Origin of the sequence: Salinigranum sp. (genome assembly GCF_041641895.1) — an archaeon.
In the GTDB taxonomy this organism is placed as follows: domain Archaea; phylum Halobacteriota; class Halobacteria; order Halobacteriales; family Haloferacaceae; genus Salinigranum.
The window spans coordinates 18,848-35,971 of sequence record NZ_JBEPXO010000036.1; the positions used below are offsets into that span (position 1 = coordinate 18,848).

General features: G+C 67.3%; 15 protein-coding genes and 2 pseudogenes. 10 read left to right on the forward strand and 7 right to left on the reverse strand.

The genetic code is table 11. From position 1 onward, the window contains the following. Positions 1-63 precede the first annotated feature (63 nt). The 4 genes from ACESK5_RS09600 to ACESK5_RS09615 all read left to right on the forward strand — a co-directional run bounded on the left by ACESK5_RS09600 (position 64) and on the right by ACESK5_RS09615 (position 3,917). A complete protein-coding gene (locus ACESK5_RS09600) occupies positions 64-1,056 on the forward strand; it encodes an ester cyclase (protein ID WP_372911343.1) in 993 nt (330 codons plus the stop codon). 104 nt (positions 1,057-1,160) lie between these two features. After that, positions 1,161-2,171, forward strand: coding sequence for an ester cyclase (locus tag ACESK5_RS09605; protein WP_372911344.1), 1,011 nt, complete (start codon positions 1,161-1,163; stop codon positions 2,169-2,171). A gap of 77 nt (positions 2,172-2,248) precedes the next feature. Then, entirely contained in the window at positions 2,249-3,238 is a 990-nt protein-coding gene (locus ACESK5_RS09610; protein ID WP_372911345.1) for an ester cyclase, read from the forward strand. A gap of 199 nt (positions 3,239-3,437) precedes the next feature. Continuing rightward, positions 3,438-3,917: an ester cyclase gene (locus tag ACESK5_RS09615; protein WP_372911346.1), complete on the forward strand. Its 480-nt coding sequence runs from the start codon at positions 3,438-3,440 to the stop codon at positions 3,915-3,917. A gap of 73 nt (positions 3,918-3,990) precedes the next feature. On the opposite strand, the gene ACESK5_RS09620 is transcribed toward ACESK5_RS09615, so the two are convergent. Then, on the reverse strand, positions 3,991-5,124 hold the full coding sequence (locus ACESK5_RS09620; RefSeq protein ID WP_372911347.1) for a zinc-binding dehydrogenase: 1,134 nt from the start codon (positions 5,122-5,124) through the stop codon (positions 3,991-3,993). Between the two features lie 696 nt (positions 5,125-5,820). Here ACESK5_RS09620 and ACESK5_RS09625 point away from each other — a divergent pair. Continuing rightward, the gene (locus ACESK5_RS09625; RefSeq protein ID WP_372911348.1) at positions 5,821-6,321 is read left to right on the forward strand and encodes a ferritin-like domain-containing protein; all 501 of its coding nucleotides are present in this window, start codon (positions 5,821-5,823) and stop codon (positions 6,319-6,321) included. A 411-nt stretch (positions 6,322-6,732) separates the two neighbouring features. Here the strand turns inward: ACESK5_RS09625 and ACESK5_RS09630 are convergent, their stop codons facing one another. After that, positions 6,733-7,830, reverse strand: a complete 1,098-nt coding sequence (locus ACESK5_RS09630; protein ID WP_372911349.1) for a hemolysin family protein — start codon at positions 7,828-7,830, stop codon at positions 6,733-6,735. Positions 7,831-7,993: 163 nt separating this feature from the next. Here ACESK5_RS09630 and ACESK5_RS09635 point away from each other — a divergent pair, with 163 nt between their 5' ends. Beyond that, the gene (locus ACESK5_RS09635) at positions 7,994-8,470 is read left to right on the forward strand and encodes an Lrp/AsnC family transcriptional regulator (RefSeq protein ID WP_372911350.1); all 477 of its coding nucleotides are present in this window, start codon (positions 7,994-7,996) and stop codon (positions 8,468-8,470) included. An 87-nt stretch (positions 8,471-8,557) separates the two neighbouring features. On the opposite strand, the gene ACESK5_RS09640 is transcribed toward ACESK5_RS09635, so the two are convergent. Continuing rightward, positions 8,558-9,427 (reverse strand): universal stress protein, encoded by an 870-nt coding sequence (locus ACESK5_RS09640; RefSeq protein WP_372911351.1) that lies wholly within the window; start codon positions 9,425-9,427, stop codon positions 8,558-8,560. Positions 9,428-9,666: 239 nt separating this feature from the next. On the opposite strand from ACESK5_RS09640, the gene ACESK5_RS09645 reads away from it, so the two are divergent. Together ACESK5_RS09645 and ACESK5_RS09650 are read left to right on the forward strand one after the other, a co-directional pair. After that, positions 9,667-9,957, forward strand: a complete 291-nt coding sequence (locus ACESK5_RS09645; RefSeq protein WP_372911352.1) for a hypothetical protein — start codon at positions 9,667-9,669, stop codon at positions 9,955-9,957. Beyond that, positions 9,840-10,417 (forward strand): annotated as a pseudogene (locus ACESK5_RS09650) (zinc ribbon domain-containing protein); the annotation flags it as partial. The gene ACESK5_RS09645 and the pseudogene ACESK5_RS09650, both read left to right, overlap by 118 nt. A 124-nt stretch (positions 10,418-10,541) precedes the next feature. Here ACESK5_RS09650 and ACESK5_RS09655 read toward each other — a convergent pair. Further along, the gene (locus ACESK5_RS09655; protein WP_372911353.1) at positions 10,542-11,957 is read right to left on the reverse strand and encodes a hypothetical protein; all 1,416 of its coding nucleotides are present in this window, start codon (positions 11,955-11,957) and stop codon (positions 10,542-10,544) included. Positions 11,958-12,083: 126 nt separating this feature from the next. On the opposite strand from ACESK5_RS09655, the gene ACESK5_RS09660 reads away from it, so the two are divergent. Together ACESK5_RS09660 and ACESK5_RS09665 are read left to right on the forward strand one after the other, a co-directional pair. After that, positions 12,084-13,505, forward strand: coding sequence for an APC family permease (locus ACESK5_RS09660; protein WP_372911354.1), 1,422 nt, complete (start codon positions 12,084-12,086; stop codon positions 13,503-13,505). Continuing rightward, a complete protein-coding gene (locus tag ACESK5_RS09665) occupies positions 13,505-14,197 on the forward strand; it encodes a universal stress protein (RefSeq protein ID WP_372911355.1) in 693 nt (230 codons plus the stop codon). The genes ACESK5_RS09660 and ACESK5_RS09665 overlap by 1 nt, the downstream gene beginning before the upstream one ends. Positions 14,198-14,255: 58 nt before the next feature. Here the strand turns inward: ACESK5_RS09665 and ACESK5_RS09670 are convergent, their stop codons facing one another. The 3 genes and pseudogenes from ACESK5_RS09670 to ACESK5_RS09680 form a co-directional block, all read right to left on the reverse strand. Continuing rightward, complete coding sequence (locus ACESK5_RS09670; protein ID WP_372911356.1) at positions 14,256-15,275, reverse strand: NAD(P)-dependent alcohol dehydrogenase; 1,020 nt, start codon at positions 15,273-15,275, stop codon at positions 14,256-14,258. 43 nt (positions 15,276-15,318) lie between these two features. After that, positions 15,319-16,614: pseudogene (locus ACESK5_RS09675) on the reverse strand (RNA-guided endonuclease InsQ/TnpB family protein). Positions 16,615-16,617: 3 nt separating this feature from the next. Further along, positions 16,618-16,740 (reverse strand): hypothetical protein, encoded by a 123-nt coding sequence (locus tag ACESK5_RS09680; RefSeq protein ID WP_372911357.1) that lies wholly within the window; start codon positions 16,738-16,740, stop codon positions 16,618-16,620. Positions 16,741-17,124 lie beyond the last annotated feature (384 nt).

The following is a 17,124-nucleotide window of genomic DNA, read 5'->3' on the forward strand; positions in this document are numbered from 1 at the left end:
CCGCGCGCACGCGACCAGACCGTTTAATACGCGGTCAGCTGTCGGTTGATACAGAGCGCTGTCATGACAGCCGAGACCACCGACGACGCGAGACGTATCCACGAGTTCGCCCAGCGCGTCCACGACGCGAGCGCGGAGACGATTCCCGAACTACTCTCGGAGTACTACCACGACGACGCCACGTTCCACGGCCCGGCCCCGCTGGGGGAGATGGTGGGGCCGGACGACATCGCAGCGGGGTACTGGGAACCGCTCCTCGCGTCGTTCCCGGACCTCGAACGGAACGACTACGCCCTGTTCGGCGGCGAGTTCGACGGCGACCGGTGGGTCGCCGCGACGGGGACCCTCGTCGGGACGTTCGAGACGGACTGGCTCGACGTCCCCGCCACCGGTCACGCCACGTGGCTCCGCTACGGGGAGTTCCACCGCGTGGAGGACGGCCGCATCGCCGAGACGCGGAGCTTCCTCGACGTGCTCGACCTGCTCCGACAGGCGGGCTACGAGTTCGTCCCCGCGCTGGCCCCCGAGGTGGTCATCCCCGGCCCCTCGACACAGGACGGCGTGTTGCCGGAGGACGGCGGGTCGGCGGAGACGCTCGAACTGGTCGAGGACATGATCTTCGAGGGGCTGGAGTCGTTCGAGGAGGTCGGCCTCGACGGCATGGGGCTGGACGAGTACTGGCACGAGGACTTCATGTGGTACGGCCCCGCGGGCATCGGGACCACCCGTGGCATCGACGGCTTCCAGGAGTTCCACCAGGGCCCCTTCCTCGAGGCGTTCCCCGACCGACTGTCTGGTGGCGACGACGTCCGCATCGCGCAGGGGGACTACTGCGCGTGGCACGGGTGGCCGAGTCTGGAGGCGACCCACACCGGCGACGGCTGGCTGGGTCTCCCGGCCACCGGGGAGTCGGTCACGATGCGCGTGATGGACGTCTGGCGACGCGAAGGCGACCTGCTCGCGGAGAACTGGGTGTTCATCGATATGATCGATCTACTTCAGCAGCTGGGCGTCGACGTCTTTCAGCGGGTTCGAGACGACAAGCAGCACTTCTGACAGTCCCCGCACACCGTCGACGACGGGTATCCCGGCACGCCTCGTCTACCGACAGGATTTTATCGGTGTCGGCGAACCGTTCGATGATACCACTACACCCTACAATGTCTCATGAGGAACACAAGCAGGCGATTCAGGAGTTCTCGGCTGGCGTTCACCGAGCGTCCGACGACGACGTCGGGGACCTCCTCGTGGAGTACTTCCACGACGAGGTCGAGTGGCACGGACCGGCACCGATCGACAAACTCGACGGGCGAACTGCGGTGGCAACCGAGTTCTGGGAACCGCTCTTAGCCTCGTTTCCAGACCTCGAAAAGAACGATTACATTCGGTTCGCCGACGAGTTCGAAGGCGACGAGTGGGTGTGTGCAACCGGCAATCTCGTGGGGACGTTCGAGGAAGACTGGCTCGACATCCCCGCAACCGGCCACGCGACGTGGCTCCGCTACGGTGAGTTCCACCGGTTCGAAGAGGGCAAAGTCGCCGAGACGCGGACGATTGTGGACGTCCTCGACGTCCTGCGACAGGCGGGCTACCGGATCGTACCCTCTCTCGGTCCGGAAGTCGTCATCCCGGGGCCGACGACGCAGGACGGCATCCTGCACGGCGACCGAGACGAGGACGCGTCCCGGAAGACGATGGCACTCGTCGAGGGCATGCTCTTCGACGGGCTGAACTCCTACGAGGAGGAGGGTCTCGACGGGATGGGAATGGACGAGTACTGGCACGAGGACTTCATGTGGTACGGCCCAGCAGGCATCGGAAGCACACGCGGAATCGGCGCGTTCCAGGACGTCCACCAGGGCCCATTCCTCGAGGCGTTTCCCGACCGGGAAGTCGGCCACCACGACGCCCGGCTGGCAGAGGGGAACTACTGCGCTTCGACGGGATGGCCAGCAGTCGTCGGAACCCACTTAGGTGACGAGTGGCTCGGCCTTCCGGCAACCGGGAACGACGCCGAAATGCGCGTCATCGACGTCTGGCGGCGCGAGGGCGACCTGCTCGCGGAGAACTGGGTGTTCATCGACATGATCGACCTGCTCGACCAGCTCGGCGTCGACGTCTTCGAGCGCCTTCGGACGAACCCACAGTCCGTCCGGACCCGGCTGCCGTAACACGAACGCGCACACGCGTGCCGGGACCGGTACCTATTTGCCCGTGTTAGCAGTTAGCTCACTCGAGCAGGTCACATATGACGACTGAACACAAGCAGTTGGTCCACGAGTTCTCACAGCGGGTTCACGGGACGTCGGCCGCGGACGTCCGCGACGTGCTCGCCGACTACTACCACGATGACGCCTCGTGGCACGGGCCCGCCCCGGTCGACGCGCTCGACGGCGTGGACGCCGTCGCGGCGGAGTACTGGGAACCGCTCCTCGCGTCGTTCCCGGACCTCGAGAAGACCGACTACCTCCTCTTCGCCGGCGAGTTCGAGGGCGACCAGTGGGTGTGTGCGACGGGGAACCTCGTCGGGACGTTCGAGGCGGACTGGCTCGACATCCCCGCGACCGGTCACGCCACGTGGCTCCGCTACGGGGAGTTCCACCGCGTGGAGGACGGCCGCATCGCCGAGACCCGACACCTCGTCGACGTGCTGGACGTCATGCGGCAGGCGGGGTACGAGTTCCTCCCCGCGCTGGCACCCCAGGTCGTCGTGCCCGGGCCAGCCACGCAGGACGGCCTCCTGCTGGGCGAACAGGACGAGGCGGAGTCGGCGAAGACGCTCGAACTGGTCGAGGACATGATCGACGGCCTCCACGAGTACGAGGACGTCGGCCTCGACGGGATGCGCCTCGAGCGCTTCTGGCACGAGGACTTCATGTGGTACGGACCGGCCGGGACCGGGACGACTCGCGGAATCGACGGGTTCCAGGACTTCCACCAGGGACCATTCCTAGTGGCGTTCCCCGACCGGAGAGGTGGGAACCACGTCGCGCGCTTCGCGGACGGGACCTACTGCGCCTCGACCGGGTGGCCGTCGGTGGAGGCGACACACCTCGGCGACGGCTGGATGGGCCTGCCGGCCACCGGTGAACCCGTCGAGATGCGTGTGATGGACTTCTGGCGGCGCGAGGGCGACCGGCTCGCGGAGAACTGGGTGTTCATCGACACGGTGGACCTCCTGTCGCAGATGGGCGTCGACGTCTTCGAGCGCCTCCGGGCCGACCAGCAGTACTTCTGACCCCTCGGGCCGAGACGTCCGTGGCTCGGGGCCGCGCGAGGAGTCGGACGTGGTCGCGAACGTCGGGGGAGGCGGTACGTTTATCACGGGCTGCGTGAAACGGGAATCCGTCACACCCTGTCTATGAGACGACCACATGAACACATCGGAACCCTCGCCACGACCAGCGACCGCCGCGCCGCGAACCGGGTGACAGCCCGTGACTGAGGACTGGCGGACCGCCGACGAACTGGACGTCGAGCGGATGATCGAGCAGAGCACCCACGAGATATGGGACGACAAACTCGTCGGGAAGATCTACGACTACTACGCCGACGACGTCGTCGTCCACGCCGCCGGTGGCGACATCGTGGGGTCGGACGCCCTCGTGGAGGACACGCTCGCTCGGCTCCACGCGTTCCCCGAGACTGAGATGAACATCGAGAAGGTCATCTGGGAGGGGAACCCGGAGGACGGCTACTACACGTCGATGGTCCGCACCATCACCGCCGAGAACACGGGACCGACGGAGTACGGTCCGGCGACCGGCAAGACGATGGAGGACAACCTCGGCATCGCGAACTGCCTCATCCAGAAGGTCGACGGCGAGTGGAAGTACGTCGAGGAGTGGATCGTCTACGACAAGATCGGATTCATCAAGGCCTGTACGCCCGACGACGCACCGATCCACGAGTACTGACCGCGGACGGGCCCAGCCCGTCTCTCACTGCAGTCTCGGCGCGACGAGGCGCGCGGATGCCGGTGGACGCTTCTCAGACGGGTCCCCGGTCGGCCCGAACGCCCTCGTCGCACGTGACCACGCCGCGAACACCGACGCCCGCCTCGAGGTCCTCGAACGCACGGGAGAGGTCGGCGAGGTCGTACCGCCGAGTGACGAGCGCGTCGAGGTCGAGCACCCCCTGCTCGTAGAGCCGTGCGTACCGCGGGACGTCCTCGGCGGGGCGGAGCGACCCGACCACGCTCCCGACGACGGTCTTGCCGCCCGGCACGAGGTCACGCCGTGCGTCGAGTCGAGGACCGTCGCTGCCGCCGCCGCCACCGACCATCACCGTCGTCCCGCCCGGTCGGGTCGCCGCCAGAGCGGCCGTCTGGACCGACGGCTTCCCGGTGCACTCGAAGGCGTAGTCGACTCCCTCGCCGGTGAGGCGTCTGGTCCGGTCGACCGGGTCTGTTCGTTCGGGGTCGACCGCGTGTGTGGCTCCGAGCGCCGTCGCCGTCTCGCGCCGTTCGGCGACGACGTCGACAGCCAGACACGGGTCGGCGTGGACGACGGCGGCGCCGAGGACGGCACTCGTACCGACGCCGCCACAGCCGAAGACGGCGACCGAGCTCCCGGGTTCGACACCGGCCGTCGAGAGAACCGACCCGACGCCCGTCGAGGCGCCACAGCCGAGGAGTGCGGCGACTTCGAACGGGACCGACGCGGGAACGGGAACGGCGGTGGTCGCGGGGACGACTGCCTGCTGTGCGAACGACGACTGGGCGAAGAAGTGGTCGACCGGGTCGCCGTCGCGCGACAGTCGGCGAGTCCCGTCGAGCAGTCGTCCCCGGTGGACGGGGTCGTCGTTCGCGCAGTGGAACGGCTCACCGCGAGAGCAGGGTCCACAGGACCCACAGCAGGTCGTGACCGTGAGGACGACTCGGTCGCCCGGAGCGAGTCCCGTGACGCCCTCCCCGACTGCCTCGACGACGCCGGCGCCCTCGTGGCCCAGCACGACCGGGTAGGCGTCGGCCATCTCGCCGACGTAGCGGTGGTAGTCCGTGTGACACACCCCGGCGGCGCGGACGTCGACACGCACTTCGTCCGCGGCGGGTGGGTTGAGCGACACCTCCTCGACGCGGAGGTCACGCGGACCGTGGAGGACGGCTGCCTCGATGGCGCGCATACCGACCGCTGGCGGGGAAGGTCAATAAAGCCGGGGGAGACCGGCGACGGGTCGGTGGCCGGCGTCGCCACCGCCGTGACCGTACTGCTCTCGACGGCACTCGGCCGCACGACGGTGGACCGGGGGGTGTGCGTCGTAACTGACCGCCCTCAAAATAGATATATTCCTTATCTAACGAACAAACCATTATTTTTTTGATGCTATCGGCGGTCGGGTTCTCGGTACCTCGGCGCGGCCGCCACGGTAGTCCCGAGAACCGGCGTGATACCGTCCGATACCGTCAGGGGCGGCCAGTCGTACCGGCGGGTCGCTCGAACGAGGCCCGTTCGGTCCTCGTGGCAGCCTCCGTCGTTGGCACCCGTCTCCTCGGACGGACACCCCCGAGTATCGATGGTACAGTAGGTGACACACTCCTCCGGGACGCCGACCGAGAGACGCACCGAGTCGGTACCGGAGTGCCCGCTCTCGGCGAGTAATATATTATTTCTATTATACATTAGAAACTGGTATATCTGGCGATTACGACGGGCGAGCAGCGACGCTCGGGAGAGGGCCTCGACGGAGTCGAGCGCCGAGACACGAGGTCCGTGCTCCCCGTCGAAACCGAGTGTGGTCACCGGAAGTCGGCAGTCCCGGTGTCGTCGGTGGCATCTGCAAGCCGAGGTCCCATTGAGACGACACTCCGACGCCCTGTCGATGTCGGTCGAAACCGTCAGCGACCTGTTCGAGCACGAGTTGGAAGACATCTACTTCGCTGAGCACGAGCTCATCGAGGCCTACGAGCGGATGGCAGCACACGCCGACGACGAGGAGGTCCAGCAGTTCTTCGAGGCGCACGCCAGCGAGACTGGCACGCACGTCGAGCGTCTCATCGACGTCTTCGAGGAGACCGGAGAACCGCCACAGACCGAGGAGTGTGAGGGCATCGAAGGGTTGCTCGCCGAGTGGGAGGAGTTCCTCGAGGAGAACGAGTCCGGGCCGCTCATGGACTACTACCACCTCGTCACCGCGGTCAAGACCGAGCGGTACGAACAGACCGCCTACGAGAGTCTGGTCGACCTGGCTGAACAGCTCGACCGGGACGCTGCTGTCGAGATTCTCCGCGAGAACCTCGACGAGGACGAGGAGACCATCGTAGAGATCCGCTCGCGCCTCGACGGGTTCGACCACCTCGCGAGCGCCGCGAGCAGTACCTGACGTCGCGCCAGCGCGGTCTCCACAGACTCGAACCGAGACGAGACGACGCTCCCCGATGCCGAACCGAACGCGGACCAGGTGGTCAGGTCCGCGAGTCGACCGGCCGTTCGAGTGCACTCACCTCGGTGGGCGACGCACCCATCACGGTGAGGTCGGGACGTACTCCTCACTGTGCCTCCGTGACGGCCACCTCGTTCCTCGCCACGCCTGTCGTGTCGGAGCCAGCGACGGCTCTCGACGACGTCGACTGGCCGTGTCATCCCCACCCCGACGAGGTGGACGACGAGTGTGAGCACGCGCTCGCCGGGGTCGTCCAGCGAGACGCGCGAGTCGTCGTCGCTCGGAGAGGCTCCGTCGCGGCACGACCACCGTGCGCGTAGCGGGGGTTCGGTCACGCCCCGGGCGAGGCAGCTACCCCGACGCCGCGTGCTCGCGACTCGGCCGACGGGACCGGTCCGTGTGGTCGAGCGGGTCCTCCAGTTCGCCCATCACCGCCTCGAGCGCGTCGGTGGCGGTGACGAGGCCGACGGTTTCGCCGTCCGCCATGACGAGCGCGAGTTCCTGCCGCTCTGCCTGGAACCTGTCGAAGACGTCACTGACAGAGGTGTCGGCCGAGACGGTCATCGGCGGTGCGGCGATGTCCGCGAACGTCACGTCGCCGGCCTTCAGTTCCTCGATTCGGTCGACGACGCTCGGGACGTACACGATGCCGACGAACTCTTCTCCGTCGGATTCGACCAGTGGATACCGGGTGTGGGGCGTCTCCGAGACGCGACGGAGGTTCTCCTCCACCGAGAGGTCGGCCGAGAGGAACGTGACGTCCGACACGTCGACCATCACCTCTCGCACGTCGGTGGTGCCGGCTCGCAGGGCGTTCAGCACCTCTTCGTGGCGCTCGGCGGAGAGTTCACCGCGGTCGAGGAGGGAACTCAGTCGGTTCCGCAGCTGGGCCCGGGACTCGATGGCGTCCTCCTCGGCTTCGAGCCACGCCCCGCTCATCTCGATGCCGAACAGCCGGAGGGTCCACTTCGCGACCCAGTCGCCGAGCGTGATGAGCGGCGAGATGAGCCTGTAGAACCAGTACAGGGGGGCGGCCCCGTACCGGCAGACCATCCGTGACCGCTCCACGCCGAGGTAGGTCGGGGTCTGTTCGCCGTGAGTCAGGTGGACGAGGTTGATGATCAGGTAGGCGATGACCGCACCCGCCCCGATAGTCGCCAGCGGCGTCCCGCCGAACAGCGGTTCGAACAGGGCCGCCAGCGCCGGTTCGGCGACGATACCGACCGCGATACTCGACGCCGTGATGCCGACCTGGCAGGTAGTCAGATACAGTTCGAGGTCCTGGGTCATCTCCCAGGCGCGTTCAAGCCGTGAGTCACCGTCGATGAACTCGTCCTCGGTGAACTGTCGAGCACGCGTCAGCGCGAACTCGATGGCGACGAAGAAGCCGTTGGCGAGGATGAGCAGCACACCGGCGACGAGACGGAGACCGATTTCCAGTGAGTTCATTCGCGAGTAGTACAGACCGTTCTCGCCCCAGCCGTTAGAAACCAGCGTTCGTCCGAGGGTATATGTACCTGACTGTCGCTCCGAGACATATAACCCCTCTCGTTGCGAATTCGATAACTCCGGTGGGCAGAGTTAACATCCTCCTTCTCGAACGGACAGTCCCATGACGAGTCAGGACCTCGACGCGCTGGACGGACGAATCCTCTACGCGCTCCAGCACGACGCCCGGCACACGTCCTCGAACGACGTCGCCTCGTCGTCCGACGTCTCCGCGAGCACCGTCAGGAACCGCATCCAGCGGCTCGAATCGAACGACGTCATCAGGGGCTACCACGCCGACGTCGACTACGAGAAGGCGGGGTACCAGCTGTTCACACTCATCGTCTGTACGGCGCCGATTCCCGAGCGCGAGGAACTCGCAGCGGCGGCAGCGGACGTTCCGGGCGTCGTCGAGGTCCAGGAGGTGATGAAGGGGGAGGCGAACGTGCTGGTCCGAGTCATCGGCGCCGACAGCGACGACCTCACCCGTATCGGCGAAGACCTGGACGAACTCGGACTCCGGGTCTCGGACGAGGACCTGATTCGGAACACCTACCGCCGCCCGTTCTCCCAGTTCGGGGAATCGTCGGCCGACGGCTGACGGGGACGTCGAACGGCGAACGGTGAACGACGAACGGCTGACGCCCGCGCGTCCGACCCGGACCGGCGTGACCACCCCGTCGGCGACCTACTCCGGTTTCGCGACGGTCACGACGGGGACCGGCGCGGAGCGGACCGTCTTCTCGGCGACGCTCCCGAGCAGGATTCGGTCGGTGCCACGCCGTCCGGTCGTCCCCATCCCGACGGCGTGGACGTCGTTCGACTCGATGCAGTCGAGAATCTCTTCGACGGGCGCGCCGTGTCCGACGTGGCGGACGGTGTCCGGCACGCCCAGGTCCGCGGCCGTCGAGCAGACGGCCTCGACGGCGTCGGTCGCAGCCTGCTCGCTCTCCGCCTCGGCGATGGTGGACCGGACGTCGAGGCCGAGCGCGGAGTCGTCCACGACGGAGAGGACGTGCACGGTTGCGTCGAGCGCCGCCGCGAACGAGAGAGTGTGCTCGGCGGCGTACGTCGCGGCGTCGCTCCCGTCCGTCGGAACGAGGACCCGCTCGTAGGGGAACACGAGCCGTTCGTCGGGCTGCATCCGGACGGTGAGGACGGGGACCGACGAGAGCCGTACGACCTTCTCCGACACGCTCCCGGCGAGGTAGCGCGAGACGCCCTCGCGGCCGCGTGTCGGCATCACGACCAGGTCCTGGTGGTACCGCTCGGCGTAGTCGACAATCGTCGGAGCCGGGTTGCCCTGGACGACGTCGGTGCCGTAGTCGACCCCCAGGGTATCCAGCGTCTTCGCGGCTTCGTCGACGATGTCCTCTCCCTCCTGGACGAGCGCGTCGACGGGTTGCCCCTCGACGACGGTGACACTGTCGCGGTTCGTGTCGGCCACGTAGAGAATCTGTACGGTGGCGTCGGCCCAGTGGGCGAGTTCGCTGGCGTGGTGGAGCACCGCCGCCGCGCCCTCGCTGCCGTCGAACGGGAGGAGGATGTCGTCGTACATGGCTCGCTGTCTGACAGTACAGGGGCCACCGGGTAATGTTTTTCACCCGCGCCGAGGTGGGCCTCGGGCAGGCTGGACGGCCCACGCGACGGAGTAACCGTCCGCCCGCCGACGCCATCGCGAGGCCGAACGAGCCGACCGGCCCCCCAGCGAGACGGCCGCGGCGAACGCGCGTCGGACGGCGCCCACCCGACCGGCGGCCGCAGGAGGGTTTTGTTCCGGTGACGCCCAGACCGCCCATGTCGACTGACGACGCCCGTGTCCCGCTGTTGACGCAGTCCGACCTCCCCGCGGCGTATCAGTCCCTCTTCGACACCGAGGCGCTCGGCGACCTCGACCTCTTCCGGGCGATGGCGCACGTCCCCCGGGCGATGCAGGCGTACATGCGGTTCGGGACGACGCTGTGGAACGCCGGGACGCTGTCGACCCGCGTACCAAGCGCCGCGACCATGCTCAAGACGCGCTCGCTCGTGACCTCATCGAACGCCTCTACGACGAAGGCGTGTCCACGGTGTACGTCGGGGCGTTGACGGACGTAGTTGACACGCACTGGTCGGTGGAGACGAACGCGAAGACACACAATTTCTGGGCGTTCCGAGCGTTCGTGAATCGACTGGCGTGTACCGCTGAGGAGTACGGTATGTCGGTTGAGGTTCGGTCTGAGGCGTGGACGAGTCAGGAGTGCCCGAATTGCGGTTCGACGGAGGATACGACGCGCCACCGAGACACGCTGACGTGTCCATGTGGCTTCGAGGGACATGCTGACCTCACAGCGTCAGAGACGTTCTTGAGACGTCACCAGAACTCAGAGAGTTCTGGCTGGCGAACGTAGTACATACCGTGTCTCGTCAACGGCAGACAACGGTAACACGGTCGATGGCACGGCCTGTATGCCTCAAGTGGGACAACCACGAATGGTTGGAGTCATCACGCTCTCCCCGTCCCAACGAGGAGCATACGAACCCGCAAGTTGCCTCCGTGGGTCGGTAGTCGATACCCCCAGCGCGAGGAAAGCCCGGCGTTCACGCCGGGGGAGGATGTCATGTGCTGACCGCACGGGTCCTCGACGCGCTGGCGGTCTCCCTCGACGACGACGCGTTCGTCGGGTGGTCGGTCACGCCGTCGACCGACGACTGAACTCCCCGGCCTCAGCCTCGACCTCGCGCGAGTCGGCTGTCGAGGGGTCGCTCGCCGTCTCGTTCTGCGGCGGCATCCAGGCCGGCCGGTCGACCGTGGTGTTGCCGACGCGGCTGTGTCGCAGCGACAGCGTCGCGACCCGGTCGCTGTCTGGGAGTCGGTAGGTCGCGTCGACCCGGACCACCAGCCCCCGGTCGGAGACGAGACCCGTCGCTCGGTACGAGTCGATCCGACGGTCGGTGGTCCCCGCGACGCTGACCCGGTAGTAGGTCCCGTCCGGGCGCTCGACCTGTTCGACGAGCCCCGAGCGGTCCCCCGAGAGGTACCAGGTGACGAGCGTCTGTGAGCGGTCGACGACCTGTCCCGTCCCCGGGTCGTCGGCGTCACCGACCCGGAGCGCGTCGTCGCCCTGTCGGAGGTATCGCCCGTCCCCATCGGCGTACAGGTCCCGGACGATGACGGGGACCAGGTCGGACGTGAGATTCCCCGACTGGGTGCCGCGCGAGCGGTAGACCGTCCCGGTTTCGACGCGAACGACCTCCCGTGCCGTCCCGACCGTCTCGTCGCCGACTCGCTCGGTGTAGGTGACTCGCATCGTGAACGAACGGTTCCTGAGGGCCGCCGCGTGCTCCCGGGTGAGGACAGCGGTGTCGTCGATTCCCTCATCGGTCAGCCCCGGGATGATCGTCCGTGGGGCCGGCGTCGTCGTCATCGTCGACGTCGACGCGGGCGCGAGCGTGGTGGGCCCGTCGCTGTCGGCCGTCGGGACGGCGTCGGCCTCGGGCGAGGGGGCGTCGGCCCACGCCTGGGCGACCAGCCCACCGCCGACGAGGACCACGCCGAGGAGCACGAGTGCGGGAACCACCCACTGGTAAGAGCGGCCGCGTCGGGTGCCGTCGTCGCCGTCGGGTCGGTCCACGTCGCCTCGTCCCCGATCGGCGGTGGGCGGGCCAGGGGCCCCCTCACGTCCGCCGGTGTCGACCACAGCATCGTCGGGCGTGTCCGGGTGGCCGACGGCCTCGCTCCCGACGCCGAAGTGGTCGCGGAACAGGCGGTCGGTCGCTGTCGGGTCGAGCCCGTACCGCGCCATCTCGTAGAGCGTGCTCGCGTCCCACGCGCTCGCGTCGCGCGTGCTCGCGAGTGCCCGGGTCCGGTCCGGGGCGACGCCCACCACCGCGTCGAGAGGCTCCCGCGGGAGGCCGCGGCCGGGGAGCGACAGAACTCGCTCGCTCGCGACGGCGACGACCTGCCGTTCGTCGCCGCGAGTCGCCCGCACCACCGGCGGGTCGACGTCGACGTCCCACCCGCGCGCCGACAGGAGTGCGCCGACGAAGGTGGCCCGGTCCCGTCGGGAGAGGCGGGCCAGGTGGTCGTCGAACGGACGCGGCGCCATCGTTCGAACCAACGGCCGCGAGCGGCAAAGCGTCTCTGGCTGGAGGCGGGTGAACGGGGCGACCCGTCGACCGGCGAGCGGTCTCGGCGGCGGTGCAATTACAAATGGCCCCGGGGTAGAAGGCGTATGGCATCCGAGGAGGCGCCGCCGGTCGGAGAGAACATCGAGGGCGAGGCCCCGGACGTCGAACGCACCGTCGAGACCGACGAGGCGACCTACACCGACGACGCCGAACTCGAGCGGACGCTCGGGCTTCCAGGCGGACTCGCCATCGGCGTCGGGACGATGATCGGCGCGGGCATCTTCGTCTTCCCGGGGTTGGCAGCGGGAGAGGCCGGGCCGGCCGCCGCGGGGTCGTTCGCCCTCGGCGGCGTCATCGCACTGCTCGTCGCGCTGCCGACGTCGGAACTGGCGACGGCGATGCCGAAGAGCGGCGGCGGCTACTACTTCATCTCGCGCGGCCTGGGCACGCTCGCGGGCGCCGTCGTCGGACTCTCGCTGTGGTTCGGACTGGTGTTCGCGACAGCCTTCTACCTCGTCGGCTTCGGGTTCTACGCCATCGACACCCTCGCCGAACTCGGCATCACCCTCGGCGGCGGACTCGTGATCCCCATCGCGCTCGTCTTCGGGGCGGGCTTCACGCTGTTGAACGTCACCGGGACCGAGAACGCCGCGAAACTCCAGAACGGCGTCGTCGCGCTCTTGCTCTCGATTCTCGCGGTCGTGCTGCTGTGGGGGTCGCTGGACGCCCTCGGTCTGGTCGGCCAGCCGAGTGCCCCCGAGCAGTTCATGCCGTTCGGGCCGCTGCCGGTCCTGACGACGGCGGCGCTCGTGTTCACCTCCTACCTCGGCTTCGCGCAGGTTGCGACGGTCGCCGGCGAGATGAAACAGCCGGGCCGGAACCTCCCGCTGGCGATGGTCGGGTCGGTTCTCATCGTCGGAACGCTCTACGTGGTGACCATCTTCGTCGCCACCAGCGCGTTCGACAGCGCGCGACTGGCGAGCCTCGGCGAGACGGCGATGGTCGACGTCGGGCGCCACTACCTCGGCAGCGCCGGCGCGCTCGCCATCGTCTTCGGCGGGTTGCTCGCGACCATGTCGAGCGCGAACGCGTCGATTCTGAGCACCTCCCGGGCCATCTACGCGGTGTCGAAGGACGCGCTGCTCCCGCGGTGGGCGAGCCGCATCAATCTGAAGTACGGCACCCCGCACGTGGCGCTGGGGCTGGCCGGCGGGCCGGTCCTGGTGCTGGTCGCGATCGGACAGGTCGAGGTGTTGGCGGAGGTGGCGTCGTTCCTGCATCTCGTCCTCTACGGGCTCATCTGTGTCGCACTGCTCGTCCTCCGGCGCGACGAACCCGAGTGGTACGACCCGGCGTTCCGGACCCCGGGGTATCCGGTCGTCCCGGTGCTCGGCGCGCTCGCGAGCTTCGCGCTCATCGGGTTCATGCAACCGGCCTCACAGATTATCGGGCTGGCCATCATGCTCGCGACGGCCGGCTGGTACGCTTATTACGCTCGTGACGTTACGTTGAAGGGAGCGCTCTAATGACCCGCGTCGTCGTCCCGGTGGCGGTGCTGAAGAACGAGTCCGTCCCGCTCGGGCTCATGAACCTCCTGAGCACGATGGACGTCACCGTGCTCGGCTACCACCTGCTGCCCGAGCAGACGCCACCCGACCAGGCCCGGCTCCAGTACGAGGAGCGGGCGAACGAGGCGCTGTCCGACGTCACCGAGGAGTTCCGCGAGGCCGGCGGCGACGCCGACTACCGGCTGGTCTTCACCGGCGACCGACAGAAGACCGTGCGCCGCGTCGCCGACGAGGTGAGTGCCGAAGCGTACGCCATCACCGGCGTCACCGGCGCGGTCGACCGACTCCTCGTCTCCCTCTCCGGTGACGTCGCGGCCGACCGCATCATCGAGTTCGTAATCGAACTCGTCGGTGACCGGGATATCGAGGTGACGCTGCTTCGAGCCGCGAGCGACGAGGGAGTCGTGTCGCTCGCGGACGCCCGGTCGAAGCTCGTCGACGCGGGCATCGGCGTCCGGACGACGGTGGCCGAGGACGTCTCCCCGCTCGACGCCCTGCTGGAGGCCGTCCCCGACCACGACGCCATCGTGATGGGCGAGCAGGCACCGTCGCTCGGGTCGTTCCTCCTCGGAGAGGTCACAGAGCGGGTCGCGGCGGAGTCGGTGGGGCCGGTCCTCGTCGTCCGACGGCCGCCCCCGGAGCAGGAGTGACGTCTCAGTCCCCAACCCTGACCCCTGGCCCCTGGCCCCCGCGCTCGTCGAACCCCGTCTACGACCCCACCGTGACGACCACGCTACCCACCTTGTGACCGGTGTCGACGTACCGGTGGGCGTCGGCGACGTCGTCGAGCGCGTACTCCCGGTCGACGACCGGCCGGAACGCGCCCGCCTCGACGAAGTCGCGGAGCGCAACGAGGTGTGCGCGTTTCGTGCTCGTCGACGACAGCCCGGTGGCCGCGAAGACGGCCCGCCGGTCGCCGACCAGCCGGCTCTGTACCATCTGGCGCAGGATGCCCAGCGAGGGGACGGTCGTCAGGTAGCGACCGCCGGCGGCGAGCGAGTCACGACACGCCGCGTACGAGCGTTTCCCGACGGCGTCGAAGACGACGTCGTACGTCTCGCCGGTCGTCGTGAAGTCGGTGTGCGTGTAGTCGACGACCGTCTCGGCGCCGAGCGACCGCACCAGTTCGACGTTCGCGGTACTGCAGACACCGGTGACCGTCGCGCCGAGTTCGCTCGCGAGTTGGACGGCCGCCGTCCCGACCGACCCCGAGGCGCCGTTGATGAGGATGGATTCGCCCGCCCGGAGCTGTGCGTGGTCGGTCAGGAACGCCATCGCCGTCAGCCCACCGTCACAGACGGCCGCGGCGTCGCTGTAGGTGAGCGCCGACGGCACGAGCGCCACGGCCCCGTCTTCGGGGAGACACAGGTACTCGGCGTGTGCGCCGCTCCCGGGAGCGAGCGTCCCGAACACCGCCTCGCCCGGCGCGAACCGAGCGACGTTCCGGCCGACCGCTTCGACGTCGCCGGCGAACACGTCGCCCGGCACCGCGGTGGGCCGTCTGAGTCCGCTGAAGAGCCTGATCGGGAGGGGAGTCCCCTCGCGAGCGGCCGCGTCCGGTGGACCGACGACCGTCGCCCGAACGCGGACCAGCACCTCGTCGTCCGCGGGCGTCGGCTTCGTCACCTCGTCGACGCGGAGGACGTCCGGTGAGCCGTAGGTGGTGGCCACGACGGCTCGCATTCGCTCGCTACCCCGGGTCGTCTGTTCGCCGCCACTCGTCGTCATCGCTGCCTCTCGTACGACGGCAGACGGCGTGAACTACCCTACCCTACTCGCTCACGGCTGACGCCGTTCGCTCCTTGAGGGTAGGGCTTCCTGCTTCCACGACGCGCTCTGCAGACACAGGTGTATCCACAGGGAGCGCAGTCTCTACAGGCGTTGATTCGGAGTGTCCCACTCCTACGTCTTCGAGACCGCGAGAAAGAATGTTCCACGCCGTGGCCAGATTCCGGTGGAATCTGGCTGCCCGCCAGAACAGCGTTCTGGCGACCGCGTTCGCGTCCCTGTCCGCCTCAAACCCGCACGACGGACAGGAGTGTTCACGGACCCACAACGGCTTGTCGGTCGAAACGCCGCACGACGCGCACTCCTTGGTCGTCCCTCTCGGGTTGACCGCCACGAAATGCGTCCCCTCTCGCTCGCACTTGTATTCGAGCAACGAGAGGAACGTTCGCCACGCGGCAGACGCCGTGTTGCGGCTGTTCGACGGCGACTCCATCATCCCCTTCACGTTCAAGTCTTCGACAGCCACGAGGTCGTACTCTCTCGCGTAGTAGTTCGAGAGCTTGTGCAAGAAGTCGCGGCGCTTCCGTCGGAGGTCGGCGTGACACTCCCAACGCGCCGACGTTGCTTCTCGTAGTTGTTCGACCCGTGTTGCTTCCGCGAGAGTTTCCGTTGCTCTCGTTTCAAGCGTTCACGTTCGTCCGAGAGGTCGAGCGACCCGACCGCCATGCCGTCGGTATCGTGGGCGTATTTAAGAATCCCTACGTCGATTCCGACGCATTTCTCGGGATTTTCAGGCGGTTTGGGTGGTTCACAGTCCATTTCGACGCCGAACGTAGCGAACCACTCGCCCGTTGGTTCCTTCTTGACCGTGACCTGCTTGAGCTTCGCGTCGTCGGGGATGGGTCGGTGGAGTCGTATTGGTATCTCCGCGAGTTTCGAGAGTGACAGGATAGTCTGACCGCTTCTTGTCGAGCTTGAAGCCAGACTGACTGTACGTGAAACTGCGAAACTCCCGTGGCGGCTTCCACTTGAGTTGACCGACGCCGTAGCCGTTCTCCTTGAGTCCTCCGAGTGATTTGACGTTCTGCTCGATTCTCATGACCGCTGTTTGCAGAACCGTCGAGTACACGTCCGAGAGGCCATCCCACCAGTCTTTCAGGGACGGTATTTCGTCTCGGATGGACCGAACGCGCTGATTGAGCGTGCCTGTATCCTCGGGGATTTGGTTGAAGCGGTAGAGCGCGTGATTGTAGAGTTGCCTACAAATGTCTCGGTGACGGTCCAACTCCTCGCGGTGGGAGTCGGACGGCTTGAGACGGCACTTGTAGGCGTAATACATTCGTTACTCTCGTTCCTCGATTAGTTCATCCAGTTTCTCTTGGACGAACGACGAGAGGTTGAGGTGGTTGTCCTCGACCCACTCGGCTTGGTCGTCACGGATAGAGATGTTCTTGCGCGTTGCCACACCACACAATACACAAATTACACAAATAAGAGTTGCGATTGCGTGGGCCTGTGGGCCTGCCACCGAATCGTGTATGAAAACTGTGCGGCGTTGACGAGACGCGGAGCGTCTCGTTCGCACACGAGAGCTTCGCTCTCGTGAACGCTGTATCCCCTCCCTACTCACTCCCTTCGGTCGTTCCTTGAGGAAGGGGGCTTAGCGCCTACTTTCAGCTAAAGAGCGGGTATCGGTGTCGAAGGCTCTTCGAGAGCGACGCTGGAGTCCGGGACTCCGACGGGACGACCCCCCATCGGTTCGCAGGGCGGGCCCGTCCGACCGGGAGAGCGGAACGGGGCGAACGTCCGCCGCAACGTGCGGCGGGTCGCACGGTGAGTGCGAACGGTC

Bases quoted from the DNA above. Each gene is read 5' to 3' on its own strand.
- ACESK5_RS09600 (WP_372911343.1), top strand. From the start codon at position 64: ATGACAGCCGAGACCACCGACGACGCGAGACGTATCCACGAGTTCGCC.
- ACESK5_RS09605 (WP_372911344.1), top strand. From the start codon at position 1,161: ATGTCTCATGAGGAACACAAGCAGGCGATTCAGGAGTTCTCGGCTGGC.
- ACESK5_RS09610 (WP_372911345.1), top strand. From the start codon at position 2,249: ATGACGACTGAACACAAGCAGTTGGTCCACGAGTTCTCACAGCGGGTT.
- ACESK5_RS09620 (WP_372911347.1), bottom strand. From the start codon at position 5,124: ATGCGCGCCATCGAGGCAGCCGTCCTCCACGGTCCGCGTGACCTCCGC.
- ACESK5_RS09625 (WP_372911348.1), top strand. From the start codon at position 5,821: ATGTCGGTCGAAACCGTCAGCGACCTGTTCGAGCACGAGTTGGAAGAC.
- ACESK5_RS09630 (WP_372911349.1), bottom strand. From the start codon at position 7,830: ATGAACTCACTGGAAATCGGTCTCCGTCTCGTCGCCGGTGTGCTGCTC.
- ACESK5_RS09635 (WP_372911350.1), top strand. From the start codon at position 7,994: ATGACGAGTCAGGACCTCGACGCGCTGGACGGACGAATCCTCTACGCG.
- ACESK5_RS09640 (WP_372911351.1), bottom strand. From the start codon at position 9,427: ATGTACGACGACATCCTCCTCCCGTTCGACGGCAGCGAGGGCGCGGCG.
- ACESK5_RS09645 (WP_372911352.1), top strand. From the start codon at position 9,667: ATGTCGACTGACGACGCCCGTGTCCCGCTGTTGACGCAGTCCGACCTC.
- ACESK5_RS09655 (WP_372911353.1), bottom strand. From the start codon at position 11,957: ATGGCGCCGCGTCCGTTCGACGACCACCTGGCCCGCCTCTCCCGACGG.
- ACESK5_RS09660 (WP_372911354.1), top strand. From the start codon at position 12,084: ATGGCATCCGAGGAGGCGCCGCCGGTCGGAGAGAACATCGAGGGCGAG.
- ACESK5_RS09665 (WP_372911355.1), top strand. From the start codon at position 13,505: ATGACCCGCGTCGTCGTCCCGGTGGCGGTGCTGAAGAACGAGTCCGTC.
- ACESK5_RS09670 (WP_372911356.1), bottom strand. From the start codon at position 15,275: ATGACGACGAGTGGCGGCGAACAGACGACCCGGGGTAGCGAGCGAATG.